The organism is Oscillospiraceae bacterium (assembly GCA_015068525.1).
Classification (GTDB): domain Bacteria; phylum Bacillota; class Clostridia; order UMGS1840; family HGM11507; genus SIG450.
This window is the reverse complement of record SVKJ01000006.1, coordinates 77,520-94,015: the sequence shown is the minus strand read 5'-3', so window position 1 is coordinate 94,015 and position 16,496 is coordinate 77,520. Positions and strand designations below refer to the sequence as shown.

Genomic DNA, 16,496 nt, shown 5'->3' with positions numbered 1-16,496 from the left:
CAGGAATAAAATCTATTCTGTTATCCATCGCAAACTCTATATAAAATTTCTTCAATTCTGATAAGTTTAATATCTTTCCTGTGTCATCTACTTGGTAACCATATATCAATTTATCATTATCTTCTTTGTTTTGTTCTCCTACCAAAATACCTGTCGATTCGTCTGCACCGCCAATAACATTTTTACTCACGCCGGAGCTTGCATATACTCTTACAAGAATGACAATCGCCTCTTCAATTGTCAAAGTTTCTTTAGGAGCAAACTTATTATTGTTAGTTCCCTTCATAAATCCTAAATTACTGATTGTCTGAACAGAATCTGATGCCCATTTAGAAACTTCGTTAATATCATCATACTCAAACCACATTTCAGTTGCTGCCATAGGGAAAAATCTATTTACCATACGGACTATAATTGTCGCCGCTTCTTCGCGTGTAAGAAAATCTTTCGGTGCAATTACAGGAAGTGTTGGATAAGATTTTACTACACCATCAGGACTTATAACAGGTTCCTGAGTAAAAGTTCCTTTACCGTTTATTATTCTCCACCAGTACAGGCTTCTTATTTTCTCATTTGATGTATCAGCAAGAGGTATTGTTGCTACCTGTGGTATATCGACTTTAGAGTAATTATAAATTACATTATAAATCAATTCACAAAACTCTTCACGAGTTATTGGATTTTTGTACCAATAGTTTTTATCTTCTTCTAAAATTTCTAGAGCTTGTGCTTTAATTACACTTTCATTTGCCCATTCACTCGGATATGGACTGACAAGTCCTATTTCTTCCCAAGTATCATATTTTGGGATTTCTTTATCTGAAACTTCGTCTTTATTTGAATTTTCAATAGCAGAATATGTGTAATCTATGGTTTCATTAAGCCTGTATTCTTCAATTAACTTATCAATAGTTAAATCCTCTGTAAGTTCTTTAATTGCATTATCAACAAGCATATATTTTGAAAGATTAGGATCTCCCGATGCCTCTATTACTCTTGCTTTATTTTTTGAATTATCAGGAAAAACTACTGCATATTCTTCTACTTGTTTCTCTCCCAAATCATTAATATATTGAGATTTTATATAAGGCCTTGTATAATCAATAACACTTTCTCTTTCTTCGGTAACTGTAATTGCAGAAATAGCACAAGTAACCTCACCACTAACTACTGCGGGGATGAGTTTGTCAAATGACATATTCACAAACTCAATCTCAAAGCCTATTTTTTCACCTATGTAATTCATAAGGTCAATATCAAATCCCGTGAGTTCGCCATTGTCGTCATAATATTCGAATGGCTTAAAATCAGCACTTGTTCCGACTTTGAGTTTTGCTTTCTGCATTGGTCCATCAATTCCGTCTGCAGTGGCAATCGTGGCTATAGAAAGCAACATTGTGATTGATAATATAATTGATAATATTTTCTTCATCGTTTCAACCTCCTCACACTACTTAAAATCAACAATTCTATTTCCCTTGTACTTTAATGTTCCTTTTTGATTAACTTTATAATTTCCAAATGATAATTCTGATACATTAAAATATTTCTTTTTATTCCCGCAAAGAAAAGTTATAACATATTCTTTCCGTATAAATGGCGCTTGACTTTTTGTGTATATTTGTTTGTCGTAACTTTGCTTGTCAATAACTGTTGCTTTTATACTTTTTTCATTTGTAATTAGATTTATTATTACTCTTATGATAATTCCAATAACTATAATCCCACCGACTAATGCAAAGGTAAGATTAACTATATTACCAAAAATATTTCCCATAATGATTTTACCCTCCCTTATTCTGAAAGAGTGAATGTTCCTGCAATACTTGATAATTCTTTTTGTAAATCTTTGCTTGTGTTTTCAGGAAATTCCCAGGAAACGATATATACTGTTTTTCCTGAACTATGGATATTAAACCATAATGTATCTCCGTCAGATTCCTGTCCGCAAAGAGAGTATCCTGTCATATCCTCAAAAATATAATCGTCATTATCTCTTAAAAATCTTCCTCTTGCTGTTATTTCGTCTGTATTTTTATATGTTGTTACTTTGATTTTAATATCATCATTTTTGGTATATTCCCATTTCTCTTCTAAAGCCCCGTCATCATACTCTTTTTCATAATGATAATCTTTTACAGGAACTGTAATAGTATAACCATCGCCCTTATGTTTGTCATCTTTACCTCCAATGGTTGTATAGATTTTATCATTCTTTGCTTCAGGAAGATAAAGATTATTTTGTTTTTCGTCTTTGCATCCTGTAATCATAAGTATAATTACTATAAGCATAATTAAAGTAATTTTTCTTTTCATTTTACCTATCCCCCGAAAATATTGTTATTACCTGTAATGTTTGTTTCTAAAAAATTAACACTTTTAAAAATGGTTATTTCCCGAAACAATATCATACACTTTTCCGTTGATTTCAAGAGTATATGGTTCGTTTGATTTAACAATGTATTTTTCTCCGTCCCATATAATATCCGTTACAATATTTCCGAAACGAAGATTTTCAATACCTATTTTACCTTGATAATCGTCAGGTTTTAGCCAATATATTTTCTTTTCAAAGGCATCAATTTTATAAAATCCTAAAATGTATTCTATAAATACCGAAATAGGTCCTAATGCAGACCACCCACAAAAATCAGATCGGGCAAAAGTTCCCGTTCTGTATGGATCAGTTGCAGGTTTATATTCGGTAGGCGAATATGTTTCCCATATAGTATGAGGTTCAAATTCATTATAAGTTTTTATCATATGTAAAAGAAGTTTTTCGGAAACTTCACGGGCTTTATTTAAATATCCGTAACGAGCCAGTCCCTTAAGGGTTGCGTAAGCAGTAGGAAGCCATACTCCGCCTCGCCAGTATTCCCCCTCATCTATAAAGTCAGGATCATCTCTTGAAAGTGAAACAAAAGGAACTTTTCCTCCGAACTCGTTTTCGCAAAAAAGTCTTTCTACAAGTTTCTTCGCCTGATTTTTATTTGCAATACCTCCTGTAAGTGTCCAGTAAGAAGCAATGGTTTTTACTTTATAGAACTTATGAGTATTGCAATCAATATCGTAGTAAAATCCATCTTCTTCGTCCCAGTAAAGTTCATTTATAATGTTTTTCTTTTTAGTATAAAGGCTATTCCATTTTTCGTAATTTTCTTTATCGTCAATAATTTTAAAAAGTTCTGAAATCATTTTGGCAGATAAAGCCTGCTGACATATCGCATCAAGCCAGAACATATCAGGATTGTTAGGTCTTTCCTCATAGGCATGCACTCCAATTCTTCCTCTTGGAGTGTTATCCATACCAGACCTTCCGCCCTCCCACTTATATCCGTATTTATATGATGTAAGACAGGTAGGATGCATAACACCGTCACAAGTTACAGGTGCTTTGAGATTTTCTATCCATTCATAATGTTTTTGCAAAAACTGTTTATTGTAAAGAAGTTCTTTTATATATTCTTTATTCCCACTCATCAATGCATTCTCATATTCTGCCCATGCAAAAAGCGGCGGATTATCTGCAATATGAATTTTCATCTCATAAGGTACACCGGGTATCGCTCCTGTCCAGTCAGGTTCATTCTTCCCCGGAATAATTTTTGCCAACCTCTTTTTGCCATACAATACTTCATAAAAATTATTAAAAGTTTCCACACCTGGAAAAACTTCTCTTGCATATTTACAAAAAAGTGACATAAAACAGGAATCCCATATCCAAACTTGAGTATCACAAAATGCTTCGTCCATATAAGGAGTCTGAGGCATACCATCAATATGTTTTATGTGCTTGAAGGCTATTTCCCACGCTTTTTTATAAAACTCAACATATTCGGGATTACTTTCATATACAGGAACAGGAATATAATCCTGATAATTACTGCAACCAAATTTTTTCATAACTCTATTATCCTCATAGTACGGAAACTATTCGAGTTGATACTGTTACATTGTTTTCATCAACTATTTTCAACTCAAAACAAATGTCTGCCCGTGAATATTTTTTATCTTCAAATATTTTTTCTATATTATCTTTTTTATTATTATAAGAACCCATTGTCCAGTATTCACAATATGAATAATCGGAATGCAGCATAGTATCATCCTTAATACTGTCAAAGAGTTTGCTGCTTCTTTGAGTTGGATTTTTATCAAAAGTCAATTCTAAATCTCTGCGTAGTGCAGCAGCATAATCATAGGCAACTTCAAAATTATCAAACTGATAATCAAATCCAATCATAACATCTTTATAAAAGACAAGATTTAATATAGTTCTCGAGCCGTCAATGAATGCATGTTCAGAATAAATTTCCTCATTTTTGTCTTTTTGCGGCACAATATATTCAAGTGCTTCTATATTACTAAAAACTGACTCTTTACTGTCACCAAGCAACAGATAATGATTAAAATAAAAGTCAGCAATGGTTTTTTTCTGATTTTTGCCTCTGCCAAACATCATAAAGTGCATATCATAAAGCACATGATCCACTCCATTGAATGCTTTTGTCCTCGCCCATACACTATAACCCAATCCATCATAAAAACCACCACCATACTGGTTATGGCTATAGTATGCAAACAAAGGAGGTTTCATATCTTTTGCACGGTTATAATCAGTTATAACCATCAAAGACCATATTACCATAAAGAGTACAATTAAAGATATACTAATTACTATTATTTTCTTTTTCAAAGTCAGTACCTCTTAATATTCCGACATATCCTGTTTCTTCAATGATGTTCTGCCCCTCGTCAGACAGTATCCAATAAAGCAGTTTGTCAACATTTTCATTAGTCTGTTCTTCGTATGTAACGGCGTATATTGGTGTTACTACAGAATATGTTCCGTTTTTAATATTCTCTGCAGTTGGCTTAATGCCGTCAACAGAAATCATTTTAATATCAGGATTTTTTATAATTCCCTCAACATAAAATCTAAAAGAAAATCCGATTGAATTTGTCTTATTTTTATAATTCGCCACTCTCTCAATAATTCCTGCCATTAAATCATTCTTGAGTTCTTTAGGGGCTTCCATGATAGGTGTATCTCCCATAAATCTTTTTAACATACTCTGACTTCCACTGCCCTCATTTCGCTGGAATGCTTCAATCTTTTCATTTTTTCCACCGACATCTTTCCAATTTGTAATCTTACCGGCATAAATATCTTGTATTTGCTTAGTTGTAAGATTTTCAATAGGATTATCTTTGTGTACAAAGAAAACAAACGCTTCAGTTCCGATAGGTGTATATTCAAAAGTTGCATTACATTCTTTAGCATACGCTTTCTGCTCTTCTGACGGATATACTCCGATAAATATATCAGTTTCCTTATTAGCAAGCATACGATAGCCTTCAGGAGTATTATTGTATTCAAAGAATCCATCATTTATATATGTAGTATAAGGATAGGTTGCGTTTACAAATGCTGAATATACAGGGAAAAGTGCAGCGGCTCCGTCAATTTTAGGAAGATTATCTGTAAACTGCAATGTTTCACTTCTTTTATTTACAATCTTGGATTCTTCTTTAAATGGCAGATATTCATGAATATTTATGTTTGGAGATGTGTTTATAGTAATGCTTTCATCATACTTTATCATTCCGTAATTGACACCTAATGCGATAAAATAGATTACAGCAGGTATAAGCCATATTAAAAAGTATTTCTTTCGCTTTTTAAGCCAGATAAGAGGCAAAAATAACGATGGAACAATAAACATTCCTACACTTGATATAATAGAATTTATCCCTTCCGATGTAAGTATCAATGCCGAAAGGACAGCAACATATGCACTTACCATTAAAACGGCAATTGTAAGTAAAAATTTAATCGCTAAAAAAACTACCTCCTTAGTTTCCGTCTTACACCTGTCTTCATCATGTCTTTTCTTAAAAAGATATATACTAAAAACTATATAAAAAAGAAGTAATATGATCCCTAACGGTATCTCAATATTTATAACCTGACCTCTGTATTCTCCACCCATAATGAGCATATTTACTGCAGGTATAAATCCAAACACTCCGCCCCAGAACAATCCTTTATGCAGTAAAAAAGCAGAAAGAAAGAAACACAAAAGCCATACTAAAACCATTGATAATGTGAGGCTTGCACCCGTTAATCCCATAAACAGATAAAATCCGGTAAACAATACTGCCGGTATATAGCCTATATATTTTCTCATTTAATATTCCTCCTTTTTGCCATGCTATAAGTAATTTTTGCAACAAATAATCCCGAAGCAATTATTGCCAAGCAAACGGAATAAATAACCGCCTTTAATGACATCCAACTTCCGTCATCATATAATCCAAAAAACTCCACATACAACAATATCGAATATATCTCACCAAGCACACATAAGTATAGAGGAATAAGTTTGATATGTTTATTTACAGTTTTAAAACATAGCAACAATTGGATAAGATATGATACAATAAATAAAAAAGCGGCAAATACTATATACATATCATCAGCACCTTCCGTATATCATTTCTTTCTCTTTATTACAAAACCTATTATAAATGCTATTATAAAGATTGCGCCTACTCCACCATACAACCAAAAATCATAATTATTTTCAGGTGTATCGGAAAGTTCCAATGGCTTTACAGTGTTTTCTTCAGGCACTATAATCTTTTTTTGAACATTTTTTGGAAGAAGTGAATACAGTTTGCGCAAATCCTCTTTTTCCATCTTGTAATCTTTTTGCATAAGTCTGCTCATCATTAAAGTGTATCTGTCAACTTCGCCATGTCTTGATACAGCAGCATAGGATACCATTTGTTCATTTTCATCAAGTAATTCAATATAGAGATTTGTTTCATAAGGATCGGGTTGTTCAGGTTTTGCATTTATATCATGGAGAGTTGCATTTTTTACATTTGTTATCATAATTTTCTGGGAAGCTTTTTCAAATTCATAAACATCAACTGCATAGATTTCGTCTTGATAACGCAGGATTACTTTTTTAACCTCTGAACTTTGAGATGATGGTTCTTTATTTAAAAATTCCATAAAACTTATGCGGTTTCCAATATCCTGTCTTTCTATCTCGGCACGTTCAAAAACGCCTTCATTAAGAAAATCCTGCACACCACCGCTGATAGAGTCATTGTGTCTTTCTTTAAGGATAATGGATTTATCAGTATAATCGTCAAGTTCCCAATCAAGTAAATTATTATATGATTCAAGTTCCCAGATATACAGTTCCTCTTTCACATATCCAAAAAGATATTTTGTGTCTTTTTGAAGTTTAGTCGAACCTGTTCTGACCTTTTCAAAATTTAAAGACTTGCCAATCTGCACATCGCCCTTTATTTTTCTATCGGGAATAAGCGTCAATGTGTATTCTGTGCTTGGATAATCTTTTTCCTCATAAGTTATTTCATAATCAATAATAGTTCCAATAAAAACTAACGCTTCATCTTCATAAACCAAATCAACATCTATTGAACCTGCAAAGGAAGTAACCGTCATTGAAAACATAATTAAAACTATACATAATAAACTAACTATTCTTTTCATTCCATTATCGCTCCTTATAGTATATCTATTAACTTATTCAAAAACGCTTCTTCTCCCAAAGTATTTATTTTAAAAAACATCGCCTGACTTCCGCCGGAGGTAATAGCCGAAAGTTGAATAGTATCTCCGCTGCCAAACAAAGTTACATTAAGGCTCACACGATTTGAACCCATATAACTGTATCTTTCAAATACTCTGACACTGCATCGGGTATCTCCAATACAAAAGTCGCTGCTATCTTCAAGAGTTGCCGATGCACTGCCATTAAGAATACCATCTTCAATTCTATGTAATATTTCATTGAAATTACCGTTAATTATTTTTTCAAATTTTGCCATAAATATCCCCTGCCTTTATTTGTTAGACAAAATATATGTGGAAAAAGTTCCCTTATAATTTTAAGACTATTATAACTTATTCATTGCATTTTGTCAATATTTTAGAAAAAAAACAAATCATACTATTAAGTATGATTTGTTTGTAAAATTATTTTTACTTAAAGATAACTAGTCGCATACATCCCAGATGCACGGTGCACCGTGACCACCTATAACTGTCCACTGCCCTTTTTCCAAAAGAGGTTTTATTCTTTTTCGCACCATTTTTGCAAGGTCCGGATCACAATCCACCGATGTCATAAGATAAGGAGCAATTTTATTAAATTCTTTTTGTTCTTTGATACAATCCTCGATATTTATATATAAATCTCCTGAGAATACAATTTTTAAGTTTCTTTCAATAAAAACAGTTTCGCCGCTTGTATGACCGCCTTTACCTTCATAAGTTTCAAATGTAAAGTCGCCAACCTTTACAGAACCTATATAACTAAGAAGGCCTGAATCATTTTTTTCTCCTATAACTTGAAAATTGCTACAGTCAGTAGGTTTATACCCTGATAAAATTTTGCTTATTTTAACATAAGGAGCATGTTTATCGTTTTGTTCTCTGAAACCATTTTTACCCTGCCATACATTTTCCAGATTCACTTTTGAGTTTTTACTCATCCATACTTTATCAAAATAATCTAAAAACCCAATATGGTCAACATCGGAATGAGTAAGAAGAAGCTTCTTACTTTTTTTATCAAAATCTTTTATTCTTTGCCTTAATATTTCTAAAAGTTCTTCCTTATATATACTAAATCCCGAATCAACAAATACGAGCATATCACTGCATACGAACACACAAGTATTACTTCCGCAAGGCGGTTCAATAATTAAAAGATACACATCATGAGATATTTTAATTTCACTTATTCTCGGATTGTAAAATTCGCCTTTGTATTTTATCAAACATTCACTGAATTTACCAATGTAATCAAATGTTTTATATGGCGGTAAATTTTGCTCGTCAAGATTTTGCATAATAAGGTTTGAATTTATTAAAAGTTCTCTTTTTTGCGCATCATTCAAACCCATTTTTTTGGAAATCTCGTTAACAAAAGATATATAAAACACTGTGTTATCAAGGTTTTTTTCACTGCTGTTATAATCCAAAATTCTTACAGGACATAACTTGACTGCACGATTTACAAAATCATATACTTCTTTTTCATTTTCTATTAAAAGCCCCATCTTAAAGTCCTGAAATCCGCTGCCGTTTTCTTTAGAACTCATATATGATATATTGAATTTATAGTTATCTATAAGTTCTAAGATTGGCAGTAACGCCCCCGTCTTATCCTCAAGGCGAAACTCCATTAAAATAATATTTTTTGTATTAAGTTCATCTTTAATATATCCCAAATCAATAAGTTCTTTTTCAAGCAGTAAAAGTTTATCTTTATCGCCTTCGACCTCGATAAAAAGCATATGGGCATCTAAAGACTTATTATAACTAACTCTTGTTATATTAAGTCCCAGATTTTCTATACACTTATCTGCTTTTAAAAATGAACCGATTTTATCGGGCATTATAGTTGCAAACGTCTTTTTCATGTTAATACACCTTAAAATTTGCTTATATACCCCTGTATAAATACAAACAGTACAATAAGAGGCATAATATATGTCACATATATTCTTAACCATTTAGGAAATTTTAAACCTTTTCCCGTATTTGCTTCGTTTATAAAATTATCCCATCCCCAGCCATATCTTGTTGTGCAGAATATAAGATATACCAAAGAGCCTAATGGAAGAAGATTATTACTTACTATAAAATCTTCTAAGTCCATAATATTTGAGCCTGCACCAAGAGGTGTTATTCCACTTAAAACATTAAATCCAAGTGCACAAGGCAAGGATAAAATTATTATTAAAAATATATTTATTATAACTGCTTTTTTTCTTGAAAAATTCCATAAATCCATTGCAAAGGATATAATATTTTCAAAAACTGCAATTACGGTTGAAAGCGCAGCAAATGACATAAATATAAAGAATAAAGTACCCCATATTCTTCCTCCTGCCATTGAATTAAAAATGTTTGGAAGAGTTATAAATACTAAATTCGGACCGCTGTCTGCACTTACTCCGAATGAGAAACAGGCAGGGAAAATAATAAGACCTGACAAAATAGCAACTAAGGTGTCAAGAGTAAGTATATTTAAAGATTCACCAAGTAGCGCCCTGTCTTTATCTATATAACTTCCGAATATTGCCATTGAGCCGATGCCTATACTTAAAGTAAAAAATGCCTGTCCCATAGCAGCAGATACTACTTCAAAAACTCCTGCTTCAGCCATTTTCTTAAAATCAGGAAGAAGATAAAACTTAAGACCTTCAGAAGCACCCGGAAGAGTTACGGCACGGATAACAAGAACTACCATTATAACAAAAAGGCTTGACATCATTATTTTTGTAATTTTTTCAACGCCTTTCTGAAGTCCCATAGCACAAATTCCAAAACCTAACAAAACGGTTATTATCATCCATATAACAAGCGTTTCAGGGCTTGCAACCATATTTTCAAAAATTGTTACAATCTCACCGGGATTTTTACCCACAAACTCTCCTGATGCCATTTTAACAAAATATAAAAGCATCCATCCACCGATTGTTGTATAAAACATCATAAGAAGATAATTTGCAATCATAGCAAAATATCCGAATATGTGCCATTTTGTGCCTTTAGGCTCTAACTTTTCAAAAGACTTGGCAACACTTAATCTGCTCGCTCGTCCTACTGAAAATTCCATTGTCATAATCGGAAGCCCGAGTACAAGTAAGAAAAATAAATAAATAAGTACAAAAGCAGCACCGCCGTACTGACCTGTTATATGAGGAAATCTCCACACATTTCCAAGACCAATCGCACAGCCTGCTGAAATCAAAATAAAACCAAGTCGCGATGACAATTTTTCTCTTTCCATAATTTATCCCCTTTATATAATTTTATTTATATTTTTAAACATTTTTTAAATATTTCAACTTCTTTTTCATAAGAAACATCAAACGGGCAGACCAAAGCATTTTTAGACTGTATGGTAGTCTTTGTCCATTCGGATATTTCATCAAAAGTTATGTTGTCGGGTATTTCTATTATTCTGCCTATATATTCTTCAAATTCTTCCTGTGAATTAAAGTTTAATGCTTTTAGAATATTTTCTACTTTATCCTTACTGACTTCTTTTGTTCTTCTTAAATATTCTCTTAAAATTATTCCGTTAGCCTGACCGTGAGGAATGTTTTTATAATAAGTAAGCGGATATCCCATTGAATGAATAATAGTTGTACCTGTATGAGCAATTACCGCACCGCCTATAGTTGATGCGTATAAAAGTTCCGTACAGGAAGGTATATCAAACTTTCCATTAAGAAATCTATCTTTATGAGAACTTAAAATTTCCAGTCCTGCTAATGCGTAAGAGTCAGTTTTTTTGCTTGCTCTTTTATTTGTGTATCCTTCTATTAAGTGGCACAAAGTATCAACAAAAGTATTTCGTGCAATTTGCAAAGGAAGATTTATGGTATATCTTCCGTCAATAAACGCTTTTTTATAAAAAACCCTGTCCGACGCAAATGATTTTTTATTTTTTTCTTTATGCAATGTAAGAATTGAATATTGAGTTGCTTCTGAGCCTGTCCCTGCAGTTGTTGGAATTGCAATCATTGGCAAAGGCTCATTTTCAAAATTATTTAAAAATATATCATAAACATCAAAAGAAGAATTTTCTTTCGGAGGATTTTTAGCATAAACGGCTATTGCTTTTGTTGCATCAAGCGGTGAGCCTCCTCCTATGCCGATTAAAAAATCACAATTATATCTTCTTGCTTCTTCCCCTGCTTCAACCGTTTCTTCTATTGTTGGATTATTTGAAATTTTATTATATACTAAGTAAGGAATACCTTTAGCATCAAGTATTTTTTTAACATCGTCTAAAGCCCCTGATTTTTCCCCTGATGTTTTACCCGTTATAATCATTGCTTTTTTACCTATAATAATTTCGTCCTGATTATTTAAAATTATATTTTCTCCCTTGAAAATTTTTGTGGGTATTAAATTTTTTATCATTGTTATTTTCCCCTTATTGTATTTTAATTCTTCTTATGTTATAATTTTTTTAACGAGGTGTTTAATATGAATTTAATTTTAAATATTCTTATTATTCTTTTTTCAATCATTGCACTTATCCTTATTCTTTTATGTATTCCTGCAACTTTATATATTGAAAAAAATCAAGGTGAAAAACTTAAACTTAAAGTTTCCTATCTTTTTATAAAGCATGATTTATTAAAACGCAGTGATAAATCAAATAAAAGAACAAGTAAAAAGTCCAAAGACTCTAATGAGAAAAAGAAAAAAGAAGAACTTTCATTTTCTCAAAAAATAAAATATTATTGTCATATTATATCTGAAGGTTTAAAGACAGTAAATTATATACTTTCTAAAACAAAAGTTAAAAACCTTTATTTGAAAATAATATGTGCAGAAGGTGACGCGGCATTTCGTGCAATATCCTTCGGCGTGATTACCTCTGCCATATACCCTCTTCTTGGAATTATCGAAAATAAAACACAAGTTTCAAAAGGTGCATTTGATTTAGATATACGATGCGATTATAATGCTAATAAAAGTGAATACGCTTTTAATGCTACCATTAAACTATCTTTGATTTTTGCAGTAATCGGAGGACTTAAATTTTATATAAACAGCAAGAAATTAGGAATGAGGATTTAGGAATTAGGAATGAATGTACGCAAAAGATGCTATACAGCCTTTTGCGGTTTTTAAGGTTTATTTCCCATTAAATCCATTGGGATTATTTTAATTGTTACGTTTCGGGAGGGCGTGGAAACCCTCCCCTACGGTAATGCAATTGCCGTATGGCATAATTGCATTTCCTTTATTCCTAATTCCTAAATCCTCATTCCTAATTAACACATGTTCCTAATTCCTGATTGAATAAATGCATTTTATTCTAAGTATTCTTTTTCCCTTAAATATTTTTCGTCATCTGTAAGTTCATATAAAACATCAAGGCAATACATTGCGCTCTTATTATTAAGATTTTTAGAAAGTTCATAAGATAAATCATAAATCATACCTAAAACTTCAGAATTTAAGTTAAATTCAAACTCATCTTTTTTTAATGTTTCAATTACTTCTTCGGTTGCAGGAGGATTTAGAATATCTTCTCTTTCCAAAATATACTCTATGCCTTCCTTTGCAACGGGAGTTTCTAAAATACTTTCACTCACATAGTACAGTGCAATAGCAGTTTTATAATCTTCCTTCAATCTGTAAAACTCACCTAAATATGCATAATATTTAGCGTAAGAAACCTTGTCGAGTATATAGTTTCTCACGGCTTTAATTACTATCTTAAGTTTATTTATTTCCTTTGTTTTTATAAAAAGTCTTGCAAGTTCATAAAAAACATTAGGGTCAACTGGATTCCAGTAGAGCGCCTTTGAGAGTGCTTCTTCGCACTCATAAAATCTATCATAAGCCATATCTATATGACCTTTTGATAAATAAAGGGTTCTGTAGTCTATATCACATCTTCTTAAATACTTATCCGACTTTAAGAACATATCGTATAAATAAAACTGGATAGGAGAATCAAAAGCAAAAAATCTTTCATTTTCAGTTTCTTTATACATTCCGTCATATTCTTTTAAAAGTTCCTCGATTATTTCATACGCTCCGTCATAATCGTCTTCTTTTATATATTCGCCTATTTCTTCTATTTCTTCATTCAATTTATCTAAATCTATCATTTTAATTAAACCTCTTCAACTTTAGTTTTCAAAATATAATCATAAAAAGGTAAATGCTCCGGTAAAAATACAGAAAGAACGGCAAGTGGCCAGAAATACAAGGTTAAAATCTTAAAAAACGGTCTTAAGATTTTCGCTATTGCCCCGTTGCCTTTGTAGGTAAGTTTTATATTAAATATTTTTTTACCTGCACTTGTCCCTATTATTTCGCAAACGATATAATATATAAATAAAAGCATCATTGTTACAGAGGTTATATTGAACTGAAGTTCATTATACGAAATTTTAAAATCTCCTGCTTTGGCAGACTGCCATATAAATATATAATATATTATACCTACAGGAAGACCTATAAAAAATGCATCTATAAGTCCTGCATATAATCTTTTTATAAAAGTTTTCATTGTTATCTCCTCACTTGTAGCATCCGACGGCTACTTTAACTCAACTATTGTTACCCCGTCTTCTCCTTCGCCGAAAAGACCTAATCTGAATGATTTAACGTTAGGGTGTTTCTTTAACATTGCGTGAACAGCAGCTCTCAAAACTCCCGTTCCTTTTCCGTGGATAATTGATACTTTCTCTAACTTTAACATTACGGCATCATCTATATATTTTTCAGCGTCCATTACACCGTCAGTCGCCGTCTGCCCTCTTATATCAAATTCGGTGGTAATAGTTTTATTTTTAAGTTCTGCCTTTTTATATGTTGTATAAGTTGTTTCTTTCTTTATTACATTATCATCAAGGCAAATATTTGATATATTGGTTCTTATTTTTAAAATTCCTGCCATTACTACTAAATTTCCGTCACTGTCAGGAAGTTCTACTACTGTTGCACTCTGGTCATGGTCAATAAGTCTGACACTCGTTCCTTTTAAGAGGTCTTTCGGATTAACAGGTTTTATAACTTTCTTGTTATTATCTAAAATTTTAACGCTTCTTTCTTTTATTTTCTTAGAAAGTCTTTCGTTAACATTTGTAGTCTTTTTGTCAAACTCACGCTGATTCTGTTCTTTTCTTAAATTCCTTAATTCTTTAATTATGCTTTCCGCTTCTTCTTTTGCTTCAGTTAGTATTTCCCTTGCTTCTTCATTTGCTTTATCAATAATTTTAGCATATTTTTCTTCGCTTTTTTCTTTTTGTTCTATAAGTTTTTTTCTTAGTTCATCTGCTTCAATTTTAAATTTATTGGCAAGTTCCCTTTCTTTCTTTAAGGCAATTCTTGTTTTTTCAATTTCAGAAAGCACATCTTCAAATTTTATATTTTCTTCATTTAACTGTTCTTTTGCTTTCTCTAAGATTTTTTCACTAAGGCCAAGTTTTTCAGATATATGAAAAGCGTTACTTTTACCCGGTGTTCCTATTATAAGCCTGTAGGTCGGGCGTAAAGTTTCCACATCAAATTCGCAACTTGCGTTCATAACTCCCTTAGTTGACAAAGCATAAAGTTTAAGTTCACTGTAATGAGTGGTTGCCATTACTTTTGCACCGACATTTCTCAAACTCTCAATTATTCCAATAGCAAGTGACGCTCCTTCAACAGGGTCAGTACCTGCCCCAAGTTCATCAAATAAAACTAATGAGTTATATCCTGCATTCCTTGTTATATTTACAATATTAACCATGTGAGAAGAAAATGTTGATAAGGACTGCAAAATACTTTGTTCGTCACCTATATCGGCAAAAATATCCGAAAACATTGATATCTCGCTTTTATCGAGAGCAGGTATCATAAGTCCTGAAAGTCCCATTAAATTAAGAAGTCCCACAGTTTTTAAGGAAACTGTTTTACCACCTGTGTTTGGTCCTGTTACGATTAGAGCATCAAACTGACCGCCAAGCATTACATCAATAGGTACAACTTTTGAAGAGTCAATGAGAGGATGCCTTGCTTTTTTTAAGTTTATATAACCTCTTTCATTTACAACAGGGCGTGTTCCTTTCATTAAAACGCCAAGTTTCGCTTTGGCAAATAAAAAGTCAAGATCACACACAATATTATAATTATTTAAAATCTGGTCTTTATTTAAAGAACACAAGGAAGTAATATCAAAAAGTATTCTTTCAATCTCTTTCTCTTCTTCTGTAAACATTTCTTTTAAGGAATTATTTATTTCAACTACTGCCATAGGTTCTACAAACACGGTTGACCCTGAGGAAGAAGTGTCGTGAACAATCCCTTTTATATCACCCTTATGCTCAATTTTAACAGGCAGACAAAACCTGTCGCCACGCATTGTAACAACGGGGTCCTGCAGAAATTTTTGATAAGCAGGACTTGTGATAATATTATTTAAAGTGTCTTTTATTTTATTTTGCGTTGCTTTTATCTTTTTTCTTATAGCATATAATTTTATACTTGCATTATCAGAAATTTCCTCTTCTGATAAAATTTTAGTTGATATTTCCTCCTCCAAACCTCTTAATATAATAAGATTATCAAAGTAAACACCAAGTTCGCTATCTTCCGACGCATAATCTTTTAAAAGACGTACTGTTTTTAAAAGTTTACCTATATCTAAAAGTTCTTTAGCGTTTAGTGTTGCACTAAGTTCCAGCCTTTTAATATGCGAAATAACATCTTTTATCTGATAAATAGGTGGATTTCCTCTTTTTATTATAAGAGAATATGCGTCATTTACCTCGTTTAAATTAAAATTTAAATCTGAAATATCGGAAAATGGCTCAAGTAACAAAGCCTTCTTTTTATTTGGTTCTATTACACAATTTGAAGAAAGCATTTCTCTTATTTTATCAAATTCCAGTTTTACATAGCTTTTTTTATCCATACTACC

Annotated in this window: 16 protein-coding genes; 1 reads left to right on the top strand and 15 read right to left on the bottom strand. The window is 32.0% G+C overall.

All coding sequences use genetic code 11. From position 1 onward, the window contains the following. From E7419_03400 to E7419_03345, 12 genes are all read right to left on the bottom strand, one after another. The coding region (locus tag E7419_03400; protein MBE7014239.1) for a transporter substrate-binding domain-containing protein at positions 1–1,432 on the bottom strand (1,432 nt) is incomplete at its 3' end. A gap of 18 nt (positions 1,433–1,450) precedes the next feature. Then, on the bottom strand, positions 1,451–1,777 hold the full coding sequence (locus tag E7419_03395) for a DUF2500 domain-containing protein (protein ID MBE7014238.1): 327 nt from the start codon (positions 1,775–1,777) through the stop codon (positions 1,451–1,453). Positions 1,778–1,794: 17 nt separating this feature from the next. Next, positions 1,795–2,316, bottom strand: coding sequence for a hypothetical protein (locus E7419_03390; GenBank protein MBE7014237.1), 522 nt, complete (start codon positions 2,314–2,316; stop codon positions 1,795–1,797). A gap of 63 nt (positions 2,317–2,379) precedes the next feature. Beyond that, on the bottom strand, positions 2,380–3,903 hold the full coding sequence (locus E7419_03385) for a hypothetical protein (protein MBE7014236.1): 1,524 nt from the start codon (positions 3,901–3,903) through the stop codon (positions 2,380–2,382). Between the two features lie 13 nt (positions 3,904–3,916). After that, the gene (locus tag E7419_03380) at positions 3,917–4,696 is read right to left on the bottom strand and encodes a hypothetical protein (protein MBE7014235.1); all 780 of its coding nucleotides are present in this window, start codon (positions 4,694–4,696) and stop codon (positions 3,917–3,919) included. Beyond that, positions 4,671–6,191 (bottom strand): hypothetical protein, encoded by a 1,521-nt coding sequence (locus tag E7419_03375; GenBank protein ID MBE7014234.1) that lies wholly within the window; start codon positions 6,189–6,191, stop codon positions 4,671–4,673. Before E7419_03375 ends, E7419_03380 begins: the two co-directional genes overlap by 26 nt. Further along, the gene (locus tag E7419_03370; GenBank protein MBE7014233.1) at positions 6,188–6,475 is read right to left on the bottom strand and encodes a hypothetical protein; all 288 of its coding nucleotides are present in this window, start codon (positions 6,473–6,475) and stop codon (positions 6,188–6,190) included. The genes E7419_03375 and E7419_03370 overlap by 4 nt, the downstream gene beginning before the upstream one ends. 21 nt (positions 6,476–6,496) lie before the next feature. Next, a complete protein-coding gene (locus tag E7419_03365; GenBank protein MBE7014232.1) occupies positions 6,497–7,534 on the bottom strand; it encodes a hypothetical protein in 1,038 nt (345 codons plus the stop codon). Positions 7,535–7,548: 14 nt separating this feature from the next. Next, positions 7,549–7,872 carry a hypothetical protein gene (locus E7419_03360; GenBank protein ID MBE7014231.1) on the bottom strand — a complete coding sequence of 108 codons (324 nt, stop codon included), beginning with the start codon at positions 7,870–7,872 and terminating at the stop codon, positions 7,549–7,551. A gap of 168 nt (positions 7,873–8,040) precedes the next feature. After that, entirely contained in the window at positions 8,041–9,564 is a 1,524-nt protein-coding gene (locus E7419_03355) for an MBL fold metallo-hydrolase (protein MBE7014230.1), read from the bottom strand. Further along, on the bottom strand, positions 9,483–10,850 hold the full coding sequence (locus E7419_03350; GenBank protein MBE7014229.1) for a sodium-dependent transporter: 1,368 nt from the start codon (positions 10,848–10,850) through the stop codon (positions 9,483–9,485). The genes E7419_03355 and E7419_03350 overlap by 82 nt, the downstream gene beginning before the upstream one ends. A gap of 23 nt (positions 10,851–10,873) precedes the next feature. Next, entirely contained in the window at positions 10,874–11,989 is a 1,116-nt protein-coding gene (locus E7419_03345; GenBank protein MBE7014228.1) for an iron-containing alcohol dehydrogenase, read from the bottom strand. A gap of 66 nt (positions 11,990–12,055) precedes the next feature. On the opposite strand from E7419_03345, the gene E7419_03340 reads away from it, so the two are divergent. Continuing rightward, positions 12,056–12,655, top strand: a complete 600-nt coding sequence (locus E7419_03340) for a hypothetical protein (GenBank protein ID MBE7014227.1) — start codon at positions 12,056–12,058, stop codon at positions 12,653–12,655. A 236-nt stretch (positions 12,656–12,891) separates the two neighbouring features. Here E7419_03340 and E7419_03335 read toward each other — a convergent pair whose 3' ends face one another. From E7419_03335 to E7419_03325, 3 genes are read right to left on the bottom strand one after another with little or no spacing between them, the layout of a single operon-like run. Continuing rightward, positions 12,892–13,698 (bottom strand): hypothetical protein, encoded by an 807-nt coding sequence (locus E7419_03335; GenBank protein MBE7014226.1) that lies wholly within the window; start codon positions 13,696–13,698, stop codon positions 12,892–12,894. A gap of 5 nt (positions 13,699–13,703) precedes the next feature. Beyond that, positions 13,704–14,102 (bottom strand): RDD family protein, encoded by a 399-nt coding sequence (locus tag E7419_03330; protein MBE7014225.1) that lies wholly within the window; start codon positions 14,100–14,102, stop codon positions 13,704–13,706. A gap of 30 nt (positions 14,103–14,132) precedes the next feature. Continuing rightward, complete coding sequence (locus E7419_03325; protein MBE7014224.1) at positions 14,133–16,490, bottom strand: endonuclease MutS2; 2,358 nt, start codon at positions 16,488–16,490, stop codon at positions 14,133–14,135. Positions 16,491–16,496: the final 6 nt, after the last annotated feature.

What these genes read in the sequence shown, in the direction of transcription:
- E7419_03340 (MBE7014227.1), top strand. Translation starts at nt 12,056, where the DNA reads ATGAATTTAATTTTAAATATTCTTATTATTCTTTTTTCAATCATTGCA.
- E7419_03390 (MBE7014237.1), bottom strand. Translation starts at nt 2,316, where the DNA reads ATGAAAAGAAAAATTACTTTAATTATGCTTATAGTAATTATACTTATG.
- E7419_03365 (MBE7014232.1), bottom strand. Translation starts at nt 7,534, where the DNA reads ATGAAAAGAATAGTTAGTTTATTATGTATAGTTTTAATTATGTTTTCA.
- E7419_03360 (MBE7014231.1), bottom strand. Translation starts at nt 7,872, where the DNA reads ATGGCAAAATTTGAAAAAATAATTAACGGTAATTTCAATGAAATATTA.
- E7419_03355 (MBE7014230.1), bottom strand. Translation starts at nt 9,564, where the DNA reads ATGGTTAAGAATATATGTGACATATATTATGCCTCTTATTGTACTGTT.
- E7419_03325 (MBE7014224.1), bottom strand. Translation starts at nt 16,490, where the DNA reads ATGGATAAAAAAAGCTATGTAAAACTGGAATTTGATAAAATAAGAGAA.
- E7419_03345 (MBE7014228.1), bottom strand. Translation starts at nt 11,989, where the DNA reads ATGATAAAAAATTTAATACCCACAAAAATTTTCAAGGGAGAAAATATA.
- E7419_03330 (MBE7014225.1), bottom strand. Translation starts at nt 14,102, where the DNA reads ATGAAAACTTTTATAAAAAGATTATATGCAGGACTTATAGATGCATTT.
- E7419_03395 (MBE7014238.1), bottom strand. Translation starts at nt 1,777, where the DNA reads ATGGGAAATATTTTTGGTAATATAGTTAATCTTACCTTTGCATTAGTC.
- E7419_03375 (MBE7014234.1), bottom strand. Translation starts at nt 6,191, where the DNA reads ATGAGAAAATATATAGGCTATATACCGGCAGTATTGTTTACCGGATTT.
- E7419_03385 (MBE7014236.1), bottom strand. Translation starts at nt 3,903, where the DNA reads ATGAAAAAATTTGGTTGCAGTAATTATCAGGATTATATTCCTGTTCCT.
- E7419_03370 (MBE7014233.1), bottom strand. Translation starts at nt 6,475, where the DNA reads ATGTATATAGTATTTGCCGCTTTTTTATTTATTGTATCATATCTTATC.
- E7419_03335 (MBE7014226.1), bottom strand. Translation starts at nt 13,698, where the DNA reads ATGATAGATTTAGATAAATTGAATGAAGAAATAGAAGAAATAGGCGAA.